General features: G+C 42.9%; 23 protein-coding genes. 14 read left to right on the top strand and 9 right to left on the bottom strand.

All coding sequences use genetic code 11. From position 1 onward, the window contains the following. Nucleotides 1-58: 58 nt before the first annotated feature. On the bottom strand, nucleotides 59-373 hold the full coding sequence (locus V7K73_RS08920; protein ID WP_334879084.1) for a YkvA family protein: 315 nt from the start codon (nucleotides 371-373) through the stop codon (nucleotides 59-61). Between the two features lie 339 nt (nucleotides 374-712). On the opposite strand from V7K73_RS08920, the gene V7K73_RS08915 reads away from it, so the two are divergent. The 3 genes from V7K73_RS08915 (at nucleotide 713) to V7K73_RS08905 (ending at nucleotide 2,800) form a co-directional block, all read left to right on the top strand. Further along, the gene (locus tag V7K73_RS08915; RefSeq protein ID WP_334879156.1) at nucleotides 713-1,441 is read left to right on the top strand and encodes a MotA/TolQ/ExbB proton channel family protein; all 729 of its coding nucleotides are present in this window, start codon (nucleotides 713-715) and stop codon (nucleotides 1,439-1,441) included. Nucleotides 1,442-1,482: 41 nt separating this feature from the next. Then, nucleotides 1,483-2,169 carry an ExbD/TolR family protein gene (locus V7K73_RS08910; protein ID WP_334879082.1) on the top strand — a complete coding sequence of 229 codons (687 nt, stop codon included), beginning with the start codon at nucleotides 1,483-1,485 and terminating at the stop codon, nucleotides 2,167-2,169. A gap of 268 nt (nucleotides 2,170-2,437) precedes the next feature. Further along, a complete protein-coding gene (locus tag V7K73_RS08905; RefSeq protein WP_334879080.1) occupies nucleotides 2,438-2,800 on the top strand; it encodes a phage holin family protein in 363 nt (120 codons plus the stop codon). An 89-nt stretch (nucleotides 2,801-2,889) separates the two neighbouring features. Here V7K73_RS08905 and psb29 read toward each other — a convergent pair whose 3' ends face one another. Continuing rightward, nucleotides 2,890-3,597: a photosystem II biogenesis protein Psp29 gene (psb29, locus tag V7K73_RS08900; protein WP_334879078.1), complete on the bottom strand. Its 708-nt coding sequence runs from the start codon at nucleotides 3,595-3,597 to the stop codon at nucleotides 2,890-2,892. Nucleotides 3,598-3,801: 204 nt separating this feature from the next. On the opposite strand from psb29, the gene V7K73_RS08895 reads away from it, so the two are divergent. Next, nucleotides 3,802-4,404, top strand: a complete 603-nt coding sequence (locus V7K73_RS08895; RefSeq protein ID WP_334879076.1) for a chromophore lyase CpcT/CpeT — start codon at nucleotides 3,802-3,804, stop codon at nucleotides 4,402-4,404. A 202-nt stretch (nucleotides 4,405-4,606) separates the two neighbouring features. Here the strand turns inward: V7K73_RS08895 and V7K73_RS08890 are convergent, their stop codons facing one another. Next, nucleotides 4,607-4,975, bottom strand: coding sequence for an STAS domain-containing protein (locus V7K73_RS08890; RefSeq protein WP_114083376.1), 369 nt, complete (start codon nucleotides 4,973-4,975; stop codon nucleotides 4,607-4,609). Between the two features lie 464 nt (nucleotides 4,976-5,439). Beyond that, nucleotides 5,440-6,480, bottom strand: coding sequence for an oxygen-dependent coproporphyrinogen oxidase (gene hemF, locus V7K73_RS08885; protein WP_334879073.1), 1,041 nt, complete (start codon nucleotides 6,478-6,480; stop codon nucleotides 5,440-5,442). 427 nt (nucleotides 6,481-6,907) lie between these two features. Between hemF and V7K73_RS08880 the strand changes: the two genes are divergently transcribed. The 6 genes from V7K73_RS08880 to V7K73_RS08855 all read left to right on the top strand — a co-directional run bounded on the left by V7K73_RS08880 (nucleotide 6,908) and on the right by V7K73_RS08855 (nucleotide 13,596). Continuing rightward, nucleotides 6,908-7,432, top strand: coding sequence for an SRPBCC family protein (locus V7K73_RS08880; protein ID WP_334879072.1), 525 nt, complete (start codon nucleotides 6,908-6,910; stop codon nucleotides 7,430-7,432). 233 nt (nucleotides 7,433-7,665) lie between these two features. Next, nucleotides 7,666-8,736: an Mrp/NBP35 family ATP-binding protein gene (locus tag V7K73_RS08875; RefSeq protein ID WP_334879070.1), complete on the top strand. Its 1,071-nt coding sequence runs from the start codon at nucleotides 7,666-7,668 to the stop codon at nucleotides 8,734-8,736. Between the two features lie 165 nt (nucleotides 8,737-8,901). Further along, nucleotides 8,902-10,215, top strand: a complete 1,314-nt coding sequence (rodA, locus tag V7K73_RS08870) for a rod shape-determining protein RodA (protein ID WP_334879068.1) — start codon at nucleotides 8,902-8,904, stop codon at nucleotides 10,213-10,215. A 102-nt stretch (nucleotides 10,216-10,317) separates the two neighbouring features. Then, complete coding sequence (locus V7K73_RS08865; protein WP_334879066.1) at nucleotides 10,318-10,515, top strand: NAD(P)H dehydrogenase subunit NdhS; 198 nt, start codon at nucleotides 10,318-10,320, stop codon at nucleotides 10,513-10,515. A 132-nt stretch (nucleotides 10,516-10,647) separates the two neighbouring features. Then, a complete protein-coding gene (locus V7K73_RS08860; protein WP_334879064.1) occupies nucleotides 10,648-11,304 on the top strand; it encodes an HAS-barrel domain-containing protein in 657 nt (218 codons plus the stop codon). A 153-nt stretch (nucleotides 11,305-11,457) separates the two neighbouring features. After that, nucleotides 11,458-13,596: a cation:proton antiporter domain-containing protein gene (locus V7K73_RS08855; protein ID WP_334879155.1), complete on the top strand. Its 2,139-nt coding sequence runs from the start codon at nucleotides 11,458-11,460 to the stop codon at nucleotides 13,594-13,596. A gap of 2 nt (nucleotides 13,597-13,598) precedes the next feature. Here V7K73_RS08855 and V7K73_RS08850 read toward each other — a convergent pair whose 3' ends face one another. Further along, nucleotides 13,599-13,802 (bottom strand): hypothetical protein, encoded by a 204-nt coding sequence (locus tag V7K73_RS08850; RefSeq protein ID WP_334879062.1) that lies wholly within the window; start codon nucleotides 13,800-13,802, stop codon nucleotides 13,599-13,601. Nucleotides 13,803-14,189: 387 nt separating this feature from the next. Here V7K73_RS08850 and V7K73_RS08845 point away from each other — a divergent pair, with 387 nt between their 5' ends. Together V7K73_RS08845 and V7K73_RS08840 are read left to right on the top strand one after the other, a co-directional pair. After that, complete coding sequence (locus V7K73_RS08845; RefSeq protein ID WP_334879060.1) at nucleotides 14,190-15,140, top strand: UDP-glucuronic acid decarboxylase family protein; 951 nt, start codon at nucleotides 14,190-14,192, stop codon at nucleotides 15,138-15,140. 250 nt (nucleotides 15,141-15,390) lie between these two features. After that, entirely contained in the window at nucleotides 15,391-16,782 is a 1,392-nt protein-coding gene (locus V7K73_RS08840; RefSeq protein ID WP_334879058.1) for a UDP-glucose dehydrogenase family protein, read from the top strand. A 234-nt stretch (nucleotides 16,783-17,016) separates the two neighbouring features. Here V7K73_RS08840 and V7K73_RS08835 read toward each other — a convergent pair whose 3' ends face one another. Beyond that, nucleotides 17,017-17,811 (bottom strand): LmeA family phospholipid-binding protein, encoded by a 795-nt coding sequence (locus V7K73_RS08835; RefSeq protein ID WP_334879153.1) that lies wholly within the window; start codon nucleotides 17,809-17,811, stop codon nucleotides 17,017-17,019. Nucleotides 17,812-17,896: 85 nt separating this feature from the next. Between V7K73_RS08835 and V7K73_RS08830 the strand changes: the two genes are divergently transcribed. Both V7K73_RS08830 and V7K73_RS08825 read left to right on the top strand, forming a co-directional pair. After that, nucleotides 17,897-18,142, top strand: coding sequence for a hypothetical protein (locus V7K73_RS08830; RefSeq protein ID WP_334879056.1), 246 nt, complete (start codon nucleotides 17,897-17,899; stop codon nucleotides 18,140-18,142). A gap of 166 nt (nucleotides 18,143-18,308) precedes the next feature. After that, a complete protein-coding gene (locus tag V7K73_RS08825; protein ID WP_334879054.1) occupies nucleotides 18,309-18,452 on the top strand; it encodes a hypothetical protein in 144 nt (47 codons plus the stop codon). 89 nt (nucleotides 18,453-18,541) lie between these two features. Here the strand turns inward: V7K73_RS08825 and V7K73_RS08820 are convergent, their stop codons facing one another. From V7K73_RS08820 to glyA, 3 genes are all read right to left on the bottom strand, one after another. Continuing rightward, nucleotides 18,542-19,153, bottom strand: a complete 612-nt coding sequence (locus tag V7K73_RS08820; RefSeq protein WP_334879052.1) for a hypothetical protein — start codon at nucleotides 19,151-19,153, stop codon at nucleotides 18,542-18,544. Between the two features lie 168 nt (nucleotides 19,154-19,321). Next, entirely contained in the window at nucleotides 19,322-20,572 is a 1,251-nt protein-coding gene (locus tag V7K73_RS08815; protein WP_334879050.1) for a competence/damage-inducible protein A, read from the bottom strand. Nucleotides 20,573-20,754: 182 nt separating this feature from the next. Further along, the gene (glyA, locus tag V7K73_RS08810) at nucleotides 20,755-22,038 is read right to left on the bottom strand and encodes a serine hydroxymethyltransferase (RefSeq protein ID WP_334879048.1); all 1,284 of its coding nucleotides are present in this window, start codon (nucleotides 22,036-22,038) and stop codon (nucleotides 20,755-20,757) included. Between the last annotated feature and the right edge of the window lie 60 nt (nucleotides 22,039-22,098).

The raw sequence follows: 22,098 nt of genomic DNA, 5'->3' as shown, positions 1-22,098 counted from the left end.
TTTGCGTTAAAAAAAATATCCCCCACCTCAGATTCCAAAAGCAGGGGTTTTATTAAAACTACTTAACAGAAACAGCATCAACATCAACAGTGCTTCCAGTAGAGGTAGAACCCTCACTGCTATTAGGCACTTCAGCACCCACATCACCCTTACGAGCTTTCCAGCCCTCAATTACTAGCCCAGACACCTCAGAAACTAGCAGAGTCAAAAGGAAAACATCATCAATCTGTCCCACAACGGGTATAAAATCTGGAAGAATATCAAATGGGCTGACCAAATAGGCTAACGTTCCTAAAATTACCCACCAACGGTACTTCGGGTTACGAAGCACAGTGCGATACCAAGTGTAAAGTGATTCGATTGAAAATTTCATATTTTGAACCTCCAGTTATCTTTAATTTTGACAAATTATCCTAAAAATTCCTGGTGGGAATAACCGCCCTAGTTTAGTCTGGAAGACGCTACTCGTAATCTCTCACCAAATACCTATTGTTTAATTCTCCATAAGAGTTTAATACCGGAAGGGTTTGACAAATTAGAACGTCTGGTCATTAGTAATTCGGTATTCTAAGTCAAAGACCCCATACTTGCACTGTCTTTTTAGGTTTTCGGTAAATTTATATTTTGGAAGTCCCTCATTTTGCATTAATCTCTAGAATTAAAATGCCTTAGCACATTTGCTTTAGTCATGGAAGGAGGAAACTTAAAAACAGTGGATATATTAGATTTATTTTATAAGGGCGGGCCAGCGATGTGGCCAATGCTTGTTCTCTCGATTCTGTCTTTGAGTGTAATTTTTGAGCGTTTGTGGTTCTGGTTGCGAATTTTGACTCAGGAAAAGCAAATAGTCGATCGCATCCTCGATGCTGCCCCGGATAATTGGCAAGTAGCTGCTGACATCGCCAAACAAGCAAGCCATCAGCCTGTCGGGCGTTTTCTCTATGCTCCCTTACGTTTTTCAAAAACTGATGCAGAAACCTTTCGACTAGCACTGGAGGCTACAGCAGAAGATGAATTGGCTGGAATGCGGCGGGGCGAAAAACTTTTAGAAGCCGTAATTGCCCTCGCGCCCCTGCTGGGATTGTTGGGAACGGTTTTGGGTTTAATCCGATCCCTGCGCTCAATTCGGATTGGCGATTTGGGAACTGAATCTACCGCCGGGGTAACTACTGGTATTGGTGAATCCTTAATTAGTACGGCAACTGGGCTAATAGTTGCCATTATTAGTTTAGTATTTTATCGCCTATTTCAAAGTTTTGTAGTCAACCAAGTCAAAGTTTTTCGGAAGGCAGGGAATGAGATGGAATTACTCTACCGCCAGTCCCCCCCTGATTTTACTAATAGTACATCAGCAATTGTGCCAGAAAATTTCACTCCACCCCGCAAGCCAGGAAAGACTAGATTACCTGAACCTCCTGAACCCCCAAATTCACCTAATTAGTCAAGAATTTAACCCCCGAACTAAGCGTTTAAATTGAGAAAATGAAAGTTAACCTACATACCCCAATTGAAGAAGTCCAAATTCAAATCATCCCTTTAATAGATGTTGTTTTTTGTGTTCTGACGTTTTTTTTATTAGCGGCATTACAATTTACCAGACAACAGGCAATAAATGTTGATTTGCCCAAAGCCAGCGCCAGTTCAGTATCTGGAATAACATCACAAAATGGAAGTCTGATTGTAACTATCGATGCCGTTGGTAATACTTACATAGAAAAACAGGCTGTAAAACGGGATGATTTGAGAGCGAGTTTAAAACAGTATCTCCAAGCAAACCCTAATGCTGTTGTAGTGCTGAATGCTTCGCGGACAGCAACTTATAATGATGTGATTGAGACGTTGGATTTGCTACGGCAAGTAGGAGGCGATCGCGTTTCTTTAGGAATTATTCCTGGTCCATCTCAATCACCCACAAACTCACTTAACCAGCCTAATATCCCCTCTTTCCCAATCTATCCTGGTGCAACACCAATACCCACAACCGCACCATTCCCAGGCATCAATCCCGAAGGGAATCTTACCCCTAAATTTCCCTCAGCGCCTAATTCTGTACCCCTTCCTGGCATAAGTCAGCCTCCAGATCGACAAGGTATCAATCCTGGTATTTCCAACCCACCAGCATCTCAAGCGCCTGTAGCACCCAAGAGCCAACCCAGTCTTAAAAGATGAGATAGGGGCAGGGGGAAGAGGCAGAGGGGCAGTTCTTGCTGGGTGCAGAGGAGAGGAATTTTCCCCTCATCCCCCTCATCCCCCTCATATCCCCCACTCCCCACTCCTCTTCAAACTTTTGCCAAACCTAAAGATATCTAAAATAAAATTCCGTTAGAGAAAAATTTACTGCTAATTTATAGATAATTGGTTGAGCTTTAAAGATTTTTCCACTGAGAAAGTGAAGTAATTTATCACCAATTGCCATTCACGTTTCAGGGCTTGTGGCATGAATATTGTGACGCTTTTAATTGTTTGGTTAGTAACAGCTATTAGCCTGTTGATAATTAGTAAATTACCTTTGGGAGTTGAAATTGATACTCCTGGTAAAGCCTTTCTTTCTGCCGCAGTGCTTGGTATCGTGACGGCAATAGTCAGACCGATTTTAAGCCTCGTTTTTGCAGTACCAAATTTACTCACACTGGACTTGCTATCCAGCATTTTCACATTTATGATTGCTGTGGTTTGTTTTAGTCTTGCTGCTTCGTTAGTAGAGGGCTTTCGCTTGCGTTACGGGATTTGGAGTGCCGTTATTGGAGCATTTGCACTGACTATAATTAACAGCTTAATCTACACATTATTGGGCGTCTAAAATCACAAGTTAGGAGTTATGAGTTATGAGTTATTAACAACTCTTAACTCATAACTCATCACTCCTGACTTCTCACTTCCATCTTCTAACTATTCGTTGGAACTTGGGGGAGCAACGGGGGTAGTTGATTGTTGTTTACGTTGTTCGCGTTTTTTGCGATCGGCTGAGAGCATATCTGCCATCACTATTAGCGCTTGCGCCATCTTCTCTAGGTTAGAACGATATAGCTCCAAATCCTTGTTGAGTTTGTCATCAGAAAGGTGCAAGCCAGCAGCGATCGCTTTCAGCGCCTCTGTGAGTTGCTTTTCATCTTTGACTAATTCAGGATTTGACTGTTCTAATAACGAAAATACACCAATTGCGAACAAACGGTTGTATTTAAAGTTAGGATTGTTGGCGATCGCTTGCAGTTGTGCTTGCAAGTCACCATCTCGATCTAAAAAAGTAGTTTGGCCTAGCCATCCAATTAAATCTTTAACTGGCAAACCTTTAGCTACAGCTTCCAATCTTTTGGCATCCTGTCGATAATGTTGCGGATCTTGTTCCATAGCCCGACATAGGGCGTTAAAAATTGATTCTTGATCCCGTTCTGGTTCATAGCCTTGCATGAAGCGGTCAAAAGTAGTGACGACGCCCAAGGCATAAATTGAATTGTAGCTAAAATCGATATTTACTGACAGCAGATGCATTTCCACCATCAATTCTTCTACTACCCGACGATAAATAGTATTTATCGGACGGGTATGAAGATTGTAAAAAGTTCGTTTGGTATCAGAGACAGTACGGACGTTATTCACAAAGAAAATGTTAAGGGCGACGTATCTTTATTTTCTCGCTTAAAGGCGACTTTGCCAAGTTGAGCTTTTGGCTGGTGACGGTTTGATTTACAATGTAGACAAATCAAAAGTATTTTATAAGCTAGTAGCCACAGGGGATTAAGACCCTTTCCTCTAAAAAACTAGCCAAAAATATTTATCTTTAATGATTTGTTTATTGCATTTATGAACTTTTCGCCACAGTTAATTGCTTTGGGTGAGTATCTAGCTGGTGAATTTGATAATCAGGAACAAGCCATAGGAGAGCCAATTTGGTATGTCCACCTCCGCCTGTGGCAAAGACCAATTAATCTGTTCACAGAAGATAGCATCACCCTGTTTGCTGAACAGGCTAACGTTGTTAAGTTGGATAAACCTTACCGCCAGCGAATTATGCGGTTGCGCCAGGGTAGCAATGACACATCTTTGGAAGTACAATACTACATGCCTCAAGATCCAGATGCATTAATAGGCGCAGGCAATAACCCTGCTCTCCTTAACACACTGACATCCGAACAATTAGATTTACTACCAGGTTGTATCCTAACAGTTAGCCAAGAAACCCTAGCTGGCGATCGCTATAAGTTTATCGCTACCCCATTACCAGAGACTTGTTGCAGCTTTACTTATCTTGGCAATAGCATCAATGTTTCCTTAGGTTTTGAAGCTACTGCTTTAGAATTCCACAGCTACGACAAAGGAATCGATCCAGAAACTGGAAAAGCAACTTGGGGAGCGATTATGGGGCCTTATCGCTACACCAAGCGAAATCATTATTCCATAACATAAAGTTATGATTAATGAATTATAAGTTATGAATTTTGAATTAACTCCAAACTCCTAACTCCAAACTCCTAACTCCAAACTCCAAACTCCAAACTCCAAACTCCAAACTCCTAACTCCTAACTCCAAACTCCAAACTCCAAACTCCTAACTCCTAACTCCAAACTCCAAACTCCAAACTCCTAACTCCTAACTCCTAACTCTTTTTTAGCTAGCGATGCTACGAGGTACACCTTCTAAAGCTTCGTCTTCTGTTTCAAAGATTTCAAAGACAGTATCCATCATCGTCACTTCAAACACGAGTTTGGCTTCTGGATGTACATTGCAGATACGGAAACTACCCTTGACTTTATCAGCATCACGCATCCCAGCAACCAAAGACGTAAGACCAGAACTATCAATAAAATTTACCTGAGCCAGATTTACAACTACATGGCGACTGAGTTTGGAAATACACTCTTGTAACTTCAGCCGAAATTGCCAAGCAGTGGTAATGTCTAGGCGGCCTGCTGGTGTCAGGACAATAACGGTGTTTCCGTCTTGGGTTGTATAAGTTTTTTGGTCTATATGAATCACTAAAGCCCTCCCCGTGACATTTTTCTAAAGATTAACTAGTTACAGAATTTTCTAATACTGCCACTTGAGATTAACAAGCTATAGCTAAAATTGTCACCTTTTTTTTGCTAAGTGCTTAACTTTAGTACTTGAACTCAGCAAAATTGTGGGGAGTGGGGAGTGGGGAGTGGGGAGTGGGGAGTGGGGAGTGGGGAGTGGGGAGTGGGGAGTGGGGAGATGAGGGAGATGAGGGAGATGAGGGAGGAACATCCTAACTCCAAACTCCTAACTCCTAACTCCAAACTCCTAACTCCAAACTCCAAACTCCTAACTCCAAACTCCTAACTCCTAACTCCAAACTCCTAACTCCAAACTCCTAACTCCAAACTCCAAACTCCTAACTCCTAACTCCAAACTCCAAACTCCTAACTCCAAACTCCAAACTCCAAACTCCTAACTCCAAACTCCAAACTCCTAACTCAGAACTATTTGGGTGTCCAGTTGATCCAATCTTGAGGCTTAAGGAAAGTTTCATACAACTCGGCTTCGGGTGTATTGGGTTCCGGTTGATAGCCGTATTCCCAGCGCACTAAGGGTGGTAGGGACATGAGAATTGATTCGGTGCGTCCGTTGGTTTGTAGACCAAAAATGGTACCTCGGTCATAAACCAAGTTAAATTCTACATACCGTCCCCTGCGGTAGAGTTGAAAATTCCGTTGGCGATCGCCATACTCCATCCCATGTCGCCGTTCTACAATTGGTACGTAGGCTGGTAAAAATGCCTTACCACAGTCTTGCACAAAAGAAAATAAATCTTCCCAATTGCGAGTTGCTGGTATTCCCACCTGGTTGCTATAAATAGCCGCTTCCCCATTGGGATTTGGCCCGCGATATAAAGCACCCTCGCCATCTTGATAATCAAAAAACAAACCACCTACACCCCGTGTCTCATCACGATGCGTGAGGTAGAAATATTCATCACACCACCGCTTAAACACAGGGTAATAGTCTGGGTGGTGTTTGTCACAAGCCTGTTTTAACGTTTTATGTAAATGTGCCGCATCTTCAGCAAAGGGGTAATAAGGTGTCAAGTCAAGACCACCACCAAACCACCACACTGGCCCCGCTTCAAAGTAGCGATAATTTAGATGAACTGTGGGTACGTAAGGATTGTGAGGATGTAGCACCATTGAAGTGCCAGTGGCATAAAAGCCATGCCCTGCGGCTTCAGGGCGTTGGGCTAAAATTGAGGCTGGCAAATGGGAACCCCAAACTTCAGAAAAGTTTACACCAGCTTGTTCAAATATTGCACCTTCTCGCAGCACGCGCGATCGCCCTCCCCCTCCTTCTGGGCGTTCCCAACTATCTTCATGAAACTTAGCCACACCATCTAGTTTTGCCAATGATTCGGTAATTTCGTCTTGCAGCTGTTTCATAAACTGACTGACTCTAGTCTGAGAGTCAGTCGGTGGCAAAGACTTGGATGATTCTGCTGGTACAGTTGGTGTTTGCGAGTTGGTCAACATAGATTCCCGAACCTAAAAAATTACAATTTCCAGAAAGCCACAAATTTCTTATCTTAAAATTTGGGGGAAACACGCGCCAACAATCAAGCTCTATTTGCCCAACCCGCTTTTTCTTACTGGTTAAGCATTTATCCGATTGATGGGCATCACTAGAGTTATTTTCCCTCAAATGCGTATAGGCTTGTATATTGACTGAGTTTTTTTTTGAAATTCTTAATCGGAACATTCTGGTATAAACACTAAACTTTAGTCGTAACCTTGAATTATCAGGGTTTGACTGCCCCGATCAAAACTTCTTTGCCATATTGCTTATGTTATCTGTTAGCGTCTGTAACGAATACAGGCTTGCTATGTTTAGGGCATTTCTGAGAAAGTTTTAATTTAGGCAGGAGTTACCAGAAAGTGTCTAGCGAGGAGGATTAGGAAAATGCAAGATTGGTTATCCAAATTCATCCACCGCAAACGTCGTCGGTTTTGCGCTTCTCTGGTGCGGACGTATCGAGAGATAAGTTCTGCTTCTGTAGACGAACTGTGGCAAAAAGTCGCTGACTTAACAGATGTTTCCTGGCATCCACTACTTAAGAGTACTAACGTACCCTACGGATTAGTACCCAAGCCAGGATTGATTTATCATGCTGTGACACGCTTTTGGCCGATTCCCATCCGAATTTTTGTGGAGCGCGTTAATCATAAGGAGATGCTGAGTATCCGAGTGATGGCAATTCCTGGGATAGAGGAACGGGTGACTTATCAAGTAGAGTCAACAGTTTGTGGTACTTGTTTGTCTTATTCTGTAACACTACGGGGTTGGTTATCGCCCCTAATTTGGTCTTTATCCCGTCCTTATGCAGACCGCGTAGCCCGGTCTTTAGTAGAAGCAGTAGAAAAGACAGCATTGCCAACGGTATCTGGTAAGAAAAAATCTCTTAATGACAGTTGTTTTGATTTTTAGGGACTGGGGATTGGGGACAAGCAAAATAACCTATAACTAATGACTAATGACTAATGCTCAATTTCCAATGCCCAAAGAAAGTTAAGATTCTATTAGGTAATAATGCAATTTACTAAGTTTTATTACGGTATTGACAGTGAAAATACTAAGCTGACCTTACTTAAGAAAGCATCCAGTTAATAGCTAAGATGTTCGCCACAAGTGTATTTATTCATTTTGAATTTTGAATTTTTATGTACGATGTCCTCGATTCTCGCTCTGTCTTAGAAGTGTTGCGACCAGTAGAAGACCCAGAACTCCGCAAAAGTCTGGTGGAACTGAATATGATTCGCAACGTGAAAATTGACGGTGGCAAGGTTAGTTTCACTTTAGTGTTAACCACTCCTGCCTGTCCTTTACGTGAATTTATTGTCGAAGACTGTCAGAAAGCTGTCAAAAAACTCCCAGGCGTTACAGATGTCAGCATAGAAGTGACGGCAGAAACACCGCAACAAAAAAGTTTACCTGACCGCACCGGTATTTCTGGGGTGAAAAATATCATTGCTGTTTCCAGTGGCAAAGGTGGCGTTGGTAAAAGTACGGTGGCGGTGAATGTAGCGGTGGCTCTAGCTCAAACGGGGGCGAAAGTCGGTTTGCTAGATGCTGATATTTACGGCCCCAATGATCCCACAATGCTGGGGCTGGCTGATGCCAAAATTACTGTGCGTTCGAGTGAAACAGGTGACATCCTAGAACCTGCTTTTAATCACGGCGTTAAATTAGTTTCAATGGGCTTTTTGATTGACCGAGATCAGCCAGTAATTTGGCGGGGGCCTATGCTCAATGGTGTTATTCGCCAGTTTCTCTATCAAGTGGAATGGGGAGAACTGGACTATTTGATTGTAGATATGCCGCCGGGAACGGGAGATGCTCAGTTAACTTTAACCCAAGCAGTGCCAATGGCAGGGGCAGTAATTGTCACCACGCCGCAAACTGTAGCCCTGTTAGATTCTCGCAAGGGATTGCGGATGTTCCAGCAGATGAATGTCCCGGTATTGGGTATCGTAGAAAATATGAGCTATTTTATCCCCCCCGATCAACCAGATAAGCAGTATGACATATTTGGTTCCGGTGGTGGCTCAAAAACAGCCGCCGAATTGGGAGTGCCATTATTGGGGTGCGTACCGCTAGAAATTTCCACACGAGTAGGCGGTGACAGTGGTGTACCAATAGTTGTTGGCGATCCAGATTCAGCTTCAGCAAAAGCATTAACAGCGATCGCTCTTACCATTGCTGGTAAAGTATCAGTTGCTGCGTTGACATAATTAATTTTAATTTCAATCTTATTCTTGGGCTATAGCTTGGGAATACTGGGGAGTGGGGAATGGGGAGATGAGGGAGTAGGGGAAGAAGAACTATTAATTATTGACCAATGCCCCATGCTTCCTGCCCTATACCCAACAATTAAAGCTAAAGTCTAAACTTACACAATGTTATTAAAACGATCGCTCCCCAAAATTCGCTGGAAGTCTTGGGTTAAGCCCTGGCAATATGTAGATTGGCTACTATTTTGTTTGCCGATTGCTGTCAGTATCTTTGGCGGTGTCATGATTCTCAGTACGGAACTGAAGCAGCCAGTAACTGACTGGTGGTGGCACTGGATGGTAGCGGGTATCGGTGTCGTTATAGCCCTGTTTTTAGCTCGCACCCGTTATGAACTCTTGATGCAGTGGCACTGGGTAACTTATGGATTAACGAACTTCAGCTTAATCGCCGTGATGATTGCTGGTACTAGCGCCAAAGGGGCGCAACGGTGGATTAGTATCGCTGGCTTTAACGTGCAACCCTCAGAATTTGCCAAAATCGGCATGATTGTTACCTTAGCAGCTTTACTACACAAGCGCACTGCTTCCACCCTCGAAGGTGTTTTCCGCGTTCTGGCAATCACCGCTATCCCTTGGGGATTAGTATTTTTACAGCCAGATTTAGCAACATCACTAGTATTTGGTGCGATCGTCTTAGGAATGCTTTACTGGGCAAATGCTAACCCAGGCTGGTTAATTCTGATGATTTCTCCTGTGGTTGCCGCCATTTTGTTTAGTATATCTTGGCCTTTATCAGCGCCGATAGTTTTATTCAAAGAACTATCTTTTGGTTCATTAGGAATAGTTTGGTCATTTGCAATGGCTATTGTGGGCTGGCAAACTCTGCCCTGGCGTCGTTTTGGTTTAGGTGCTATCGGTGCGTGGACTCTGAATATACTGGGTGGCGAATTAGGAATCTTCGCTTGGAACCATGTTTTAAAAGAGTATCAAAAAGACCGGCTAACCGTATTCATGAATCCCGATCACGATCCACTCGGTGCTGGATATCACTTAATCCAATCTCGCATTGCTATTGGTGCTGGTGAAATTTGGGGATGGGGTCTGTTTAAGGGGCCAATGACGCAACTGAATTTTGTACCAGAACAGCATACAGACTTTATTTTTTCCGCAGTCGGGGAAGAATTCGGTTTTGTTGGTTGTTTGGTAGTGCTGTTTGCCTTCTGCTTAATTTGCTTGCGTCTACTGCATATTGCCCAAACCGCCAAAGATAACTTTGGTTCCTTGTTGGCTATTGGCATTTTGTCTATGATTGTGTTTCAGCTAATTGTCAACGTTGGCATGACGGTTGGTTTAGCGCCTGTGGCAGGTATTCCCCTACCTTGGATGAGTTACGGGCGTTCTGCTATGCTGACCAACTTCATTTCCTTGGGAATAGTAGAATCAGTAGCAAATTTTCGCCAAAGGCAGAAGTATTATTGATTCGTCATTAGTCATTGGTCATTGGTCATTTGCACTTCTCCAACGACAAATGACTAATAAGAAGTATTAAGCTATTAGAAGGAAACAAGCGAGGCTAAAAACATGATTCTGCCTGGAGCAACTGTTAGCGTCAAGAATCCCGCAGATACCTATTATCGCTCCGAAGGACTCGTGCAACGGGTGAGTGATGGCAAAGTAGCCGTATTATTTGAGGGTGGTAACTGGGATAAATTAGTTACCTTTCGCCTGAGCGAATTGGAACTCGTAGAAACCACAGCCGGACGTAAAAAAGCCAAATAATATTAGTTAGGAGTTAAAAGTGAGATTAGTTAGGAGTGAGAAGTTAGGAGTTAGGAATTATGATTCTTCAACTGATCACTCCTCACTCTTAACTCTTAACTCATCCCTCCTAACTCTTAACTCAGCACTCCCATGCGCCTCCCCCTACCACAGTTTACTACTGGCGATCGCCATCCCAATCACATTGCGGAGGTGATTGAAACTACTAGTACTGAATTTTTAGCTCAGTGTTTGGAACCACCAGATTTGAGCTTTCCCTCCATGCCACCCTTTGGTAGTTGGGTCTGTTCTGTAGATGAAGAATCGGGCAATCAAGTTTATGCTGTGGTATATTATGCCACGACAATGCCCATAGATTCCGTACACCGGGCTAGAGCTTTGGGGTTGTCATTGCAAGACTTACGCGAAGAACAACCCCAGATATTTGCCATGCTCAGAACAGAATTTCGATCTGCCATCGTCGGATTTGAGCAATCTTCCCAGAATCGAGGTTATAACCAAAGAATATATCAGTATCTACCACCCCGTCCCCCGCAAATTCATCAAGCTGTTTATCGGTGCGAACCAGAAGCAATTATTAAATTTACTGAAGAACTAGATTTTTTGCGGACGCTCCTTTGTATTAACGGTGCGCCAGTAGAGTCTTTGACCGCAGCTGCTATTCGAGAGATATACCAGTTACGCAAAACTGACCGAGAATGGCTAATTAAAGCTGGACGTAGCTTGAGTGTGCTACTTAAAGACGACTACGATCGCTTACGGTTCATTTTGAGTCAAATCCATCCGTAGGTAGTTAGTTCTAAGACAATTGCCTAGTTAGTGTAAGTTAATATATTTGATTTATTTGATTTTTCATCGGGTGGCTTCTGCATTTATTTATATCGATTAAGCGATCGCCCCAAGCTAATCGCAGCTTTACCATAGCCCCTTCATTCCTACATGATGGAACTCACATCACAAGTTCTTGCTCTAGAGCCAACTTGCCAAGTTCTTGGCAATGAACCAATTGTTCCCTTTGCTATTTTGCTGGTGGTCATCTTAGTTATACCGATCGTGTTTGAGCGGCTAAGATTACCAGGATTAGTAGGTTTAGTTTTCTCAGGGCTAGTACTAGGCCCCTCAGGCTGGAATCTATTTCAGTCTGACTCGCCGATGATTAACCTGCTATCAGATATTGGGTTAATTTACTTGCTATTTGTCGCAGGGCTAGAAGTTGATCTAGAACAGTTTCGTCGGCAAAAAAGTCGTGCCTTGGGGTTTGCTAGCTTAACTTTCAGTGTCCCCCTGGTGATGGGAACCTTAGTAGGGCTGATTTTAGGCTATGGCTGGAATACTTCAATATTAATTGGCTCTTTATTCGCTTCCTATACTCTTTTGGCATATCCCATAATCAGCCGTTTAGGAGTGGTCAACAACGAAGCTGTTACGGTCACCATTGGAGCTAAGATTTTTACAGATATTGGCGCAGTACTTATCTTAGCCCTTTGTGTAGCCGTCGCTGATGCTGGAGCATTCAGCTTGGCGAAACTACTCAGCTTGTCGGGTTGGTTAATTATTTACTCTGTTGCTGTTGTCACAGGCTTTGATTGGGCGGGCAAAGAATTTTTCAAACGGTCTGGAGACGACGAAGGAAACAAATTTTTATTTGTGTTGCTTTCTGTATTTTTAGCAGCTGTGGGCGCTCAATTGATTGGGATAGAGAAAATTGTTGGTGCCTTTTTAGCAGGTTTGGCGGTAAATGAAGCTGTAGGGGAAGGCCCAGTCAAACAAAAGGTGGTATTTATTGGCAGTGTGCTATTTATTCCGATTTTCTTTGTTTACCTTGGCTTAACGATCAATCTACCCGCCTTTGTGAACAACCTAGACACGCTAAAGTTAACGCTGTTGATGATAGTCGGTTTGATTGTCAGTAAATTGATTGCAGCTTTTTTTACAAAACTGGTTTACCGCTATAACTGGCAAGAAATGCTAACCATCTGGTCGCTATCACTTCCCCAGGTTGCGACAACGTTAGCAGCAACGTTAGTGGGATACCGGGCTGGGTTGCTGCCACTAGAAGTATTGCACAGCGTCATTGTCTTAATGGTTGTCACATCAAGCTTGGGGCCGTTGATCACTAATAGAATAGCTGTTGGTTTGAATTCCTCACCAGCTAAAGATCCCGCACCACCCCAACCTGACCAAAACACACCAAAAATAGACACTGCTTTTAATATAATCGTACCTGTCTATAATCCTCATACTGAGCAGTATTTGATTGAAATGGCAGCGTTATTAGCGCGTCAGTGTAAGGGAAAAATTATACCGCTTGCGATCGCTAATGCTACCGCTCAAATGGATGCACCGCAGTTAGAAGCGTCTCTACAACAAAGTGAGCAATTATTAACCAAAGCCACGGTACACAGTCGAGTATTGGGCGTAGCCGCAGAACCAATGCTGCGGATTGATGATGCCTTTGCTCAAGGAATTAGCAGAGCAGCTCGTGAACAAAAGGCTAATTTAATCGTTATGGGTTGGGGTAAACGGACTGGGTTACGAGCGCGTTTATTTGGGAATGTGATTGATGGCGTGCTTTGGGCATCCCATTGTCCAGTAGCGGTAACCCGTCTAGTAGAATCACCGAAAAAAATTCAGCGCATCTTAGTACCAGTAGAAAACTTAACAGCACCGACATTACAGCCTGTACAATTCGCCCAGATGCTGGCAGAGGCAAATCAAAGCCACATTACTGTACTAAATGTGTGCGATCGCCGCACTAGTTCGAGTAAAATTGCTTGGAGGCGATCGCATCTCTCCCTACTAGTATCTCAATTAGCTTTGACCAATGCCCCAGAAATTCAAATTATCGCTCATGAAAATGTTGCTCAAGCAATTTTGCAGGCAGCACGATTATACGATCTAGTAGTTTTACCTTTTATACGTAATCGTACCAGCCCTGGAGGGTTAGCCATTAGCGATGTCACAACTCAGTTAGCCAGACAACTCACCTGCTCAATTATCATGCTTGGAGAACCGCAACGCACTCAAACCACAAATTTAGTTATGTCTAAAAAGGTTACTAGCATTACCTCTGCTGTATGATATTAGGCAGAGTTTAATTCACTCATCTGGGCTTGGGCTGCGTTGGTGTAGCCCGCACAACGGTCGCGCTCAGTGACCACCGAAGGCATCGCATTGACAAAAATCTTTGCAACAAATGAATCGGCTGTAAAGAAGTACATCTGTATGCTCCTAGAAAGGGATGTATTTATAACAGGAATATCTTGAAATGATATAAGCCTCTGCATTTAAATACAAAGCAGGATGTTGGGAAATGCGACAACTTGACTATTGCAAAAATATGGGTTATTTGTAAAACCTTAAACTGGGGAAAATATCAACCTATTCCTGCATCTTACAGAAAACAGTAGCAGCCATAATAATACTTTATATTATTGAAGATTTGATGAAATTTAGGTAGAAGACTAACAATGTAGGTTATTTTACTAGTTAAATCATTAAGGAAGTAAGTAAAAATATAATAAAACTATAACCGGAGAAAAATAGGTAAGTTAAACAACACTTTTAGATAAAATTTTGTTCTTTTCTTTCTTTTGTATTTTTGTTCCCAATCTGGGTAATCTAAAAGTAAGTGCAATAGCTACTTGAAAATATTTGTAAGTAACTGGGAAACTATGAGAATTTTGGTTACGGGTGGTGCTGGGTTTATTGGTTCTCATCTCATCGACCGACTAATGAATGATCGGCATGAAGTAATATGCTTGGATAATTTTTACACTGGTCACAAACGGAACATCCTTAAATGGTTAGATAATCCGTACTTTGAAATGATCCGCCACGATATTACCGAACCAATTCGGTTAGAAGTGGATCAAATTTATCATCTAGCTTGTCCTGCTTCACCAGTACATTACCAGTACAACCCAGTTAAAACCGTTAAAACTAACGTGATGGGAACACTCAACATGTTGGGGCTGGCTAAACGTGTGAAAGCTAGGTTTTTCTTGGCTTCAACCAGTGAAGTCTACGGCGATCCTGAAGTTCATCCCCAAACTGAAGAGTATCGGGGTAGCGTCAATCCCATTGGGATACGTTCATGCTACGACGAAGGTAAAAGAATTGCTGAGACTCTAGCATTTGATTATTATAGGCAAAATAAAGTTGATATTCGAGTTGTTCGGATATTTAACACCTACGGTCCGAGAATGTTAGAAAACGATGGTCGGGTGGTGAGCAACTTTATAGTTCAAGCCTTGCGGGGTAATCCTTTAACCGTTTACGGTGATGGTTCGCAAACTCGTAGTTTCTGCTATGTTTCCGATTTAGTCGAAGGATTCATCCGCCTAATGAATAGCGACTACATAAGCCCAGTAAATCTGGGTAATCCTGGTGAATATACGATTTTGCAATTGGCACAAGCTGTGCAAAATATGATTAATCCAGACGCGCAGATTAAATTCGAGCCGCTACCTTCGGACGATCCCCGGCGTCGCCAACCTGATATCACAAAGGCAAAAACTTGGTTAAATTGGGAACCGACTATTGCTCTGCAAGAGGGGTTAAAACTAACAATAGAAGATTTTCGCGATCGCATTCAAAGCGATGTAAAGAATTCAATCACCTGAGTGGCATCTAGCCTTGCCCTAAATTTTCATCCAGGCTGACCCTATCGATAGCTAATATGCTTAGTGGCTGAGTTGACTGCCAGTGTCTAAGTGTCATAAGCTAAAAACATCTAATTTGCATAACCCTTATTAAATATAACTCTTGTGGGGTGGACATCTTGGCCGCCTAGCTTATGCAATTTAAATCTGAACAGCTTAATTGATACTTATTTTTGAAGACTAACCCCAAAAAATAGTGAGGAGTTAAAAAATGCGTGTTTGCGTGATTGGTACTGGTTACGTTGGTTTAGTTACAGGTGCTTGCTTGGCTCATATTGGGCATGATGTAATTTGCGTAGACAATAACGAAGAAAAAGTTAAGTTAATGAAGTCTGGGCAGTCCCCGATTTTTGAACCGGGACTCTCAGAAATTATGCAGTCTGCCATTCAAGCAGAGAAAATTCATTTTACTAGCGATCTTGCTGCTGGAGTTGCCCACGGAGAAGTTCTGTTTATTGCTGTGGGAACGCCACCTTTACCCACTGGTGAAAGTGATACTCGTTATGTTGAAGCTGTAGCCCGTGGGATTGGGGAAAATCTCAACGGTGGTTATAAAGTCATAGTGAATAAATCTACAGTACCCATTGGCTCTGGTGACTGGGTACGGATGCTTGTTTTAGATGGTATTGCTGAACGGCTGAAAACATTAGTACCCGCAGGTGGGATGCCGAGTGATGATAAATTACCTGAGTTTGCAGCCGAGTTTGATGTAATCAGCAATCCAGAGTTTTTGCGCGAAGGTTCGGCAGTGTACGACACCTTCAACCCCGATCGCATTGTACTAGGAGGCAATAGTCAAAGAGCAGTAGCCTCAATGCGACAACTCTATGCCCCAATTGTGGAACGCAAGTACGCTGACGATCAATCTTTACCCCCTGTGCCAATTCTGGCAACAGACCTAAGTTCGGCGGAGATGATTAAATACGCCGCTAATGCTTTTTTAGCCACTAAGATTAGTTTTATTAACGAAGTTGCTAATATTTGCGATCGCGTCGGTGCTGATGTCACCCAAGTAGCTAGAGGTATCGGTCTAGACTCCCGTATTGGTAACAAATTTTTACAAGCTGGTATTGGTTGGGGTGGTTCTTGTTTCCCCAAAGATGTCTCCGCCCTGATTCACACTGCTGATGATTATGGCTATGAAGCCCAATTACTCAAAGCTGCTGTCAGTGTCAACGAACGCCAGCGATTGATTGCTTTAGAAAAACTCCAAAAAGTTCTGAAAATTCTCAAAGGCAAAACAGTCGGACTACTGGGACTGACCTTCAAGCCAGATACCGACGACTTGCGCGACGCCCCAGCCCTCAACCTAATTGAGCAGCTAAACCGACTGGGAGCCAAAGTTAAAGCCTTTGACCCGATTGTTTCACAAACAGGTTTACGTCATGGGCTTTCTGGTGTGCTAGTAGAAACCGATGCCGAAAGACTAGCTGACGGCTGCGATGCGTTGGTACTCGTCACCGAATGGCAGCAGTTCAGCACTCTCGACTATGTGAAGATGGCAAAATTGATGGCCCACCCCGTTATCATCGACGGTCGTAACTTCCTCGACCCTGAAGTAATGATCCGGGCTGGATTCCAATATGTAGGTGTGGGAAGATAGTTAGGAGTTAGGAGTTAGGAGTTAGGAGTTAGGAGTTAGGAGTTAGGAGTTTGGAGTTTGGAGTTTGGAGTTAGGAGTTTGGAGTTATCAATAAAAATTAATTACAACCCATAATTAATTACTCCTAACTCCCTTAAAAACCTAAAGATTTAAATACCGCCTAGATTATTCTAGGCGGTATTTAATTTGTTTAAAGCTTCACTTTAGGTTGCATTTTTAGGTGAGAATATCAAATCAAGCGCTATGTGGAATACGCTCAATTTCAGCATATCCACTGAAAATAAGTTTTTGACCTTCAGTTTCTAATCGGTTAAGTCGCATTTTCACGCCATCAAGGTCAAAACGATCCAAATCGACCATATTATCTAAAATTTCTACCAGCGCCATGCTCAAGGTTTGCGAAATTTCCCGTTGTGCTTCTGGTACTTGGTCAAGTTCGATTTTTGGATCTTTGAAGGAAACTCGCCGCCGCCTTTCAATGCCTAAAGCTAGGCTCATGTTCAGAGGAACGAGTTCGCCATTATTTAAATCTGCTTTTGCTACAAGCTGTAAGCGATTTCCTGGCAATAGCTGTATCTGGACTTCGGTAAAGGAAACAGGTTCACCGCCAGATAATTCTGTCAGTGATGGTACGGTGAGGTTAAGCAGGCGCTTTTTCACCAGTTCCGCATTAAAGGCTTGGTTTATCCCTGCTTCTGATAAAATTACTTGAGCGATCGCTTGAGTAGGTTGCTTAAGACTGAGTTTGCCCTTTAAAACCGAGCCGAAGTCAATGGCAACCGCATCGGTTTCAAAAGACATCTCCTGTACCGCGAAATCTTTCCGAATCACCAAGCCACGACCGGTCATTTTGAAGCTATCAATGCTGCCTTGCAACAGTTTGCTGGAGGGATAGCAGCGCACAAAGACTTCTACTGACTCGCTTTGGCTAAACAGGTGGCGAATCGTTTGGCTGGCGACCGTATTGAGCATCCGCTCTCCCCAATCAGTGCCTTTAGGATCTTGTAAACCAGTAAGTCCGCCGAACATGTGGTTTTGGGTCTCTAGAAGTTCTTTGTACTTTTGTAACAAATTGTCAAGAATACAGCAAGCGATCCCGTGATTAATTGTGCTGATGGGTGGGTATAGGATGGCTGATGGTTACCAAGTTAATGTATCAGATGTTACTTTGAATGTAGTAAGTGGGAATAATTGGACTAAGTTATTGCTTAGATTCTCAGCAGTACTAAGTATGATACAGCTAAACATTCTAGAACTTGCCAAGCAGGGTGATACAAATGCGATTAATAGTCTGGTAAGTCAGTGGTTAGATTTACCCAAAATTACGCCAAAAACTAGTTTAAAACAAAACCATCTTTAGAAACCTTACTTGAGCAAATTAATAGTGATTTTGCTCTACCCTTACTAGCTCAATGTCAAAAAATTGCTCATCTAGATGGGGTAATTACACCAGCAGAAGCTAAGGTAATAGATTCTATTAACAAAAAGTTAAACTGTGATTTGGCTGCAATCAAATAACCTGAATATTGGTGTTAAGATTTATTACCCAAGGCGATCGCAACCTCTACACTACACAAACTGCGATCGCTTCTCTGCTAATCATGAGGCTAGTTGGTAAATTGCAGGACGATATTTCGGTTCAAGAATGTTTATGTGAGGTACATCCGTAGGGGCATGGCAATGCCATGCCCCTACACCTGGCGGTATAATATTGTACCGCATCCGATGGAAACCGCTATAATATGATAGTGTTTCATCCTTAGCTCAGTATCGCCACCAAAATCCGAAGTAAGTCTTCTATATCAGCAGGAACACGATATAAATTGAGGTCTTGAGTTATTTGTTTACTTTCTCGATTCAATAGAGCAAATTGCCAAATATCACCTGTAGAAACAGCCCCCTGTAAATTTGGTTCTTGAGAATCAGTCCACGCATCAATAGCAATCAATTCTACAGCAAGCTGAGTAAAACCCCTTGCCAAATCAGCATTTTTGGCTTCTACAACTAAGAGTTTACGGTCTGCGTGCAAATAATAATCAAGGGAACCTTTTAATTGTTCTGTAACAATTAAAGGATATTCAATTCTAAGTTGGGCGTGAGTGTAATGAATAACATCTAGTAAAATTGGGGCAATTAGTAATTCTCTGCGGGCTGCTTCACTAGTCAAACTAATATATGGCAAACTCTCCTCAATTCTAGATTTGAGATTTGCAAGTCTATCTAATTCAATGGTGGACTTTTGTTGATTGAGAGAGGAACGTTTTAAAGAATAGCCAAATTCAGCCAGTATATCTTCTGGCTCGAATGACATCTCAAAATAGCTTCTGAAAGTGTATGAGTGATTTGGTTGGAGGATGGGAATTTTGCTCATAGCTGCATAATTCGTAATTCGTAATTTGTAATTCGTAACACCTCGGCAACGCTTGGCACAAGTCGCTCACTACAAGTTCGTAATTCGTAATTGAGTTTTTTAACATAACATCAGATTTTCAATAGGTTCGATTGTCATACAAGTTGTATGACAAACGTACTAGACCTCCTAGCTCGTCAATAACTTCCGCCGCAAATTATCCAACGCTGCATTCGCGCTGACATGACGAATTAGAGCGCGTCCTCGCACTGTACCAAACTGATACTCAAAACTTGCCACTTCATCGTTTGGCCCAGCTAAACCAATGTAAACTAAACCCACCGGCTTAGTATCTGTCCCTCCAGTTGGGCCAGCAATTCCAGTAATACTCAATCCCCAAGTTGTTGCAAGGCGGGTTTTGACTCCAATTGCCATTTGCTCTGCAACAGTTGCACTTACCGCCCCAAATTTATCTAAATCTTCTTGGTTAACTCCCAGCAGCCTAACTTTCACCGAATTGTCATAAGAAATTACGCCACCCCAAAAGTAATCAGAACTCCCAGAAATCTCAGTCAACATTTGCCCTAAACCGCCACCCGTGCAAGATTCTGCCACAGAAAGCGTTTCTTTTGATGCCCGCAACAACTGACCAACCACGGAAGCAAGAGTATCATTATTAACGCCGTAAAAATCCAGTCCGGCAATTTCTTTAAGTTGTTTTTCAATGGGCGCAATTAACGTTTCTGCGGCTGCTTCTGAAGTGGCTTTAGCAGAGACTCGCAATCTTACTTCCCCTTTACCTGCATAAGGGGCGACTGTGGGATTTGGTAACTTCAAATAGGAAGCAACTTTTTCCGCCAAAGCAGATTCACCAATACCCCAAAACTTTAAACTCCGGCTGTAAATAATTTCTTTACCCCAACCTTGACTTTTGAGAAATGGCACGGCTGTTTCTTCCCACATCGGGTGCATTTCACTGGGAACACCCGGAAAGGTAAAAATCGTGATTTCAGGGCGAGGCTGCCAAATGATACCGGGTGCTGTTCCAGTGGGGTTGGGGAGAATTTCTGCACCTTGGGGAATTAAAGCTTGCTTGCGGTTACTTGATGACATAACCCGACCTCGTTGGGCGAATTTTTGGGTTATGTCTTCGATGATGTCAGAACGTTCTACTAACGGAACTTTAAAAAAATCAGCGATCGCTTCGCAGGTAAGATCATCTGGTGTCGGGCCGAGTCCACCAGTGAAAATGAGAATTTGCGCTCTGGAAATAGCAATTTCTATAACTTGCTTCAACCGTTCGGGATTATCCCCAACCACTGTTTGATAGTAGTGGGGAATTCCGAGTTGCGCTAATTGTTGCGCCAAAAATTGAGCATTGCCGTTGAGGATATCTCCTAGCAGCAGTTCAGTACCAACACAAATAATTTCTGCACTCATTGGAAGGAATTAGTAAGGAGTAAGGAGTTAGGAGTAAGGAGTTAGGAGTTAGGAGTTAGGAGTTAGGAGTTAGGAGTTAGGAGTTAGGAGTTAGGAGTTTGGGGTTTGGGGTTTGGAGTTAGGAGTTAGGAGTTCAAAATTTAAAACTCATCACTCTTAACTCTTAACTCCTAACTATAATGTCACGCTAGGGCTGGTACAGGAATTTCTAGGTGAGCATATAAGGGGAAGCGATCGCACAATGCTGCTACCCTTTGCCGACAATCTTGGGTTACTATGTCGGAATCTGGAGAAAGCAGGCGATCGCTAATAATATTTGCAATCTCGGTAAATTCTGCTACTCCTAAACCTCGCGTGGTCATTGCTGGCGAACCTAATCTTAGACCACTAGTAACAAATGGCGACTGCGGATCGAAGGGAATAGTATTTTTGTTAGCAGTAATATTTACGGTACTAACTAGCTGATCTGCCTGCTTCCCAGTTAGACCTACAGAGCGTAAATCTACCAAGATTAAATGATTATCAGTGCCATTAGACACTAACTTTAAACCCCGGTTTTGTAGTTGTTCTGCCAAAGCACGAGCATTTTCAATCACTTGAGCAGAATAGGTTTTAAACTCAGGCTTCAGGGCTTCTCCAAAAGCTACTGCCTTACCAGCAATGACGTGTTCCAATGGCCCGCCTTGGCTGCCAGGAAAAACAGATTTATCTAGCTTTTTACCTAGTTCTGCGTCGCTGGTCAAAATTAAACCACCTCTTGGCCCGCGTAGAGTCTTATGGGTAGTTGTTGTTACTACATGACAATGAGGAATGGGATCGGGATGAAGACCACTAGCAACTAAACCAGCAATGTGAGCAATATCGCCAAGTAAGTAAGCGCCGATTTCATCAGCAATACTACGGAACTTTTCAAAGTCAATTATCCGGGGATAAGCCGAATAACCACAAATCAAGAGCTTAGGACGCTCCCTCAGCGCCAGCTCCCGAATTTGATCGTAGTCAAGTTGTTCTGTTTGTTGACTGACATTGTAGTGGCTAACTTGGAACCATTTACCTGAGACATTTACAGGTGAACCGTGGGTGAGATGTCCCCCATGAGACAAATCCATCCCCATAATTTTGTCTCCTGGTTCCAAGAGCGACAGGAACACTGCAAAATTGGCTTGTGCGCCAGAATGAGGTTGCACATTCGCATGAGCCGCACCAAATATCTGTTTAGCACGGTTAATTGCCAATTGCTCGATTTTGTCGATATACTCACAACCGCCATAGTAGCGTTTACCAGGTAATCCCTCGGCATATTTGTTTGTCAGTACTGAACCTTGAGCCGCCAGTACAGCAGCAGAGGTAAAGTTTTCACTAGCAATCAACTCCAAATGATCTCGCTGACGCTGTAGTTCGTCGTTGATTAACTCCGCGATCGCTGGATCGGTGGAGGTAAGAAAGTCTGAGTTAGTCTTAGTCACTTCAATTATCCTTGTGTTAATTTGTACAACGGCTGATTTTGGTTGGGCGTAGCACCTAAC

The organism is Nostoc sp. (assembly GCF_036916975.1).
Lineage (GTDB): Bacteria > Cyanobacteriota > Cyanobacteriia > Cyanobacteriales > Nostocaceae > Nostoc.
This window is presented reverse-complemented; position numbering and strand designations above follow the sequence as displayed.

What these genes read in the sequence shown, in the direction of transcription:
- V7K73_RS08905 (WP_334879080.1), top strand. Translation starts at nt 2,438, where the DNA reads ATGAATATTGTGACGCTTTTAATTGTTTGGTTAGTAACAGCTATTAGC.
- V7K73_RS08845 (WP_334879060.1), top strand. Translation starts at nt 14,190, where the DNA reads ATGAGAATTTTGGTTACGGGTGGTGCTGGGTTTATTGGTTCTCATCTC.
- V7K73_RS08875 (WP_334879070.1), top strand. Translation starts at nt 7,666, where the DNA reads ATGTACGATGTCCTCGATTCTCGCTCTGTCTTAGAAGTGTTGCGACCA.
- V7K73_RS08855 (WP_334879155.1), top strand. Translation starts at nt 11,458, where the DNA reads ATGGAACTCACATCACAAGTTCTTGCTCTAGAGCCAACTTGCCAAGTT.
- V7K73_RS08820 (WP_334879052.1), bottom strand. Translation starts at nt 19,153, where the DNA reads ATGAGCAAAATTCCCATCCTCCAACCAAATCACTCATACACTTTCAGA.
- V7K73_RS08910 (WP_334879082.1), top strand. Translation starts at nt 1,483, where the DNA reads ATGAAAGTTAACCTACATACCCCAATTGAAGAAGTCCAAATTCAAATC.
- V7K73_RS08840 (WP_334879058.1), top strand. Translation starts at nt 15,391, where the DNA reads ATGCGTGTTTGCGTGATTGGTACTGGTTACGTTGGTTTAGTTACAGGT.
- V7K73_RS08895 (WP_334879076.1), top strand. Translation starts at nt 3,802, where the DNA reads ATGAACTTTTCGCCACAGTTAATTGCTTTGGGTGAGTATCTAGCTGGT.
- hemF (WP_334879073.1), bottom strand. Translation starts at nt 6,480, where the DNA reads ATGTTGACCAACTCGCAAACACCAACTGTACCAGCAGAATCATCCAAG.
- V7K73_RS08830 (WP_334879056.1), top strand. Translation starts at nt 17,897, where the DNA reads ATGGGTGGGTATAGGATGGCTGATGGTTACCAAGTTAATGTATCAGAT.
- V7K73_RS08880 (WP_334879072.1), top strand. Translation starts at nt 6,908, where the DNA reads ATGCAAGATTGGTTATCCAAATTCATCCACCGCAAACGTCGTCGGTTT.
- V7K73_RS08860 (WP_334879064.1), top strand. Translation starts at nt 10,648, where the DNA reads ATGCGCCTCCCCCTACCACAGTTTACTACTGGCGATCGCCATCCCAAT.
- V7K73_RS08815 (WP_334879050.1), bottom strand. Translation starts at nt 20,572, where the DNA reads ATGAGTGCAGAAATTATTTGTGTTGGTACTGAACTGCTGCTAGGAGAT.
- rodA (WP_334879068.1), top strand. Translation starts at nt 8,902, where the DNA reads ATGTTATTAAAACGATCGCTCCCCAAAATTCGCTGGAAGTCTTGGGTT.
- V7K73_RS08850 (WP_334879062.1), bottom strand. Translation starts at nt 13,802, where the DNA reads ATGCAGAGGCTTATATCATTTCAAGATATTCCTGTTATAAATACATCC.
- V7K73_RS08920 (WP_334879084.1), bottom strand. Translation starts at nt 373, where the DNA reads ATGAAATTTTCAATCGAATCACTTTACACTTGGTATCGCACTGTGCTT.
- V7K73_RS08835 (WP_334879153.1), bottom strand. Translation starts at nt 17,811, where the DNA reads ATGTTCGGCGGACTTACTGGTTTACAAGATCCTAAAGGCACTGATTGG.
- V7K73_RS08865 (WP_334879066.1), top strand. Translation starts at nt 10,318, where the DNA reads ATGATTCTGCCTGGAGCAACTGTTAGCGTCAAGAATCCCGCAGATACC.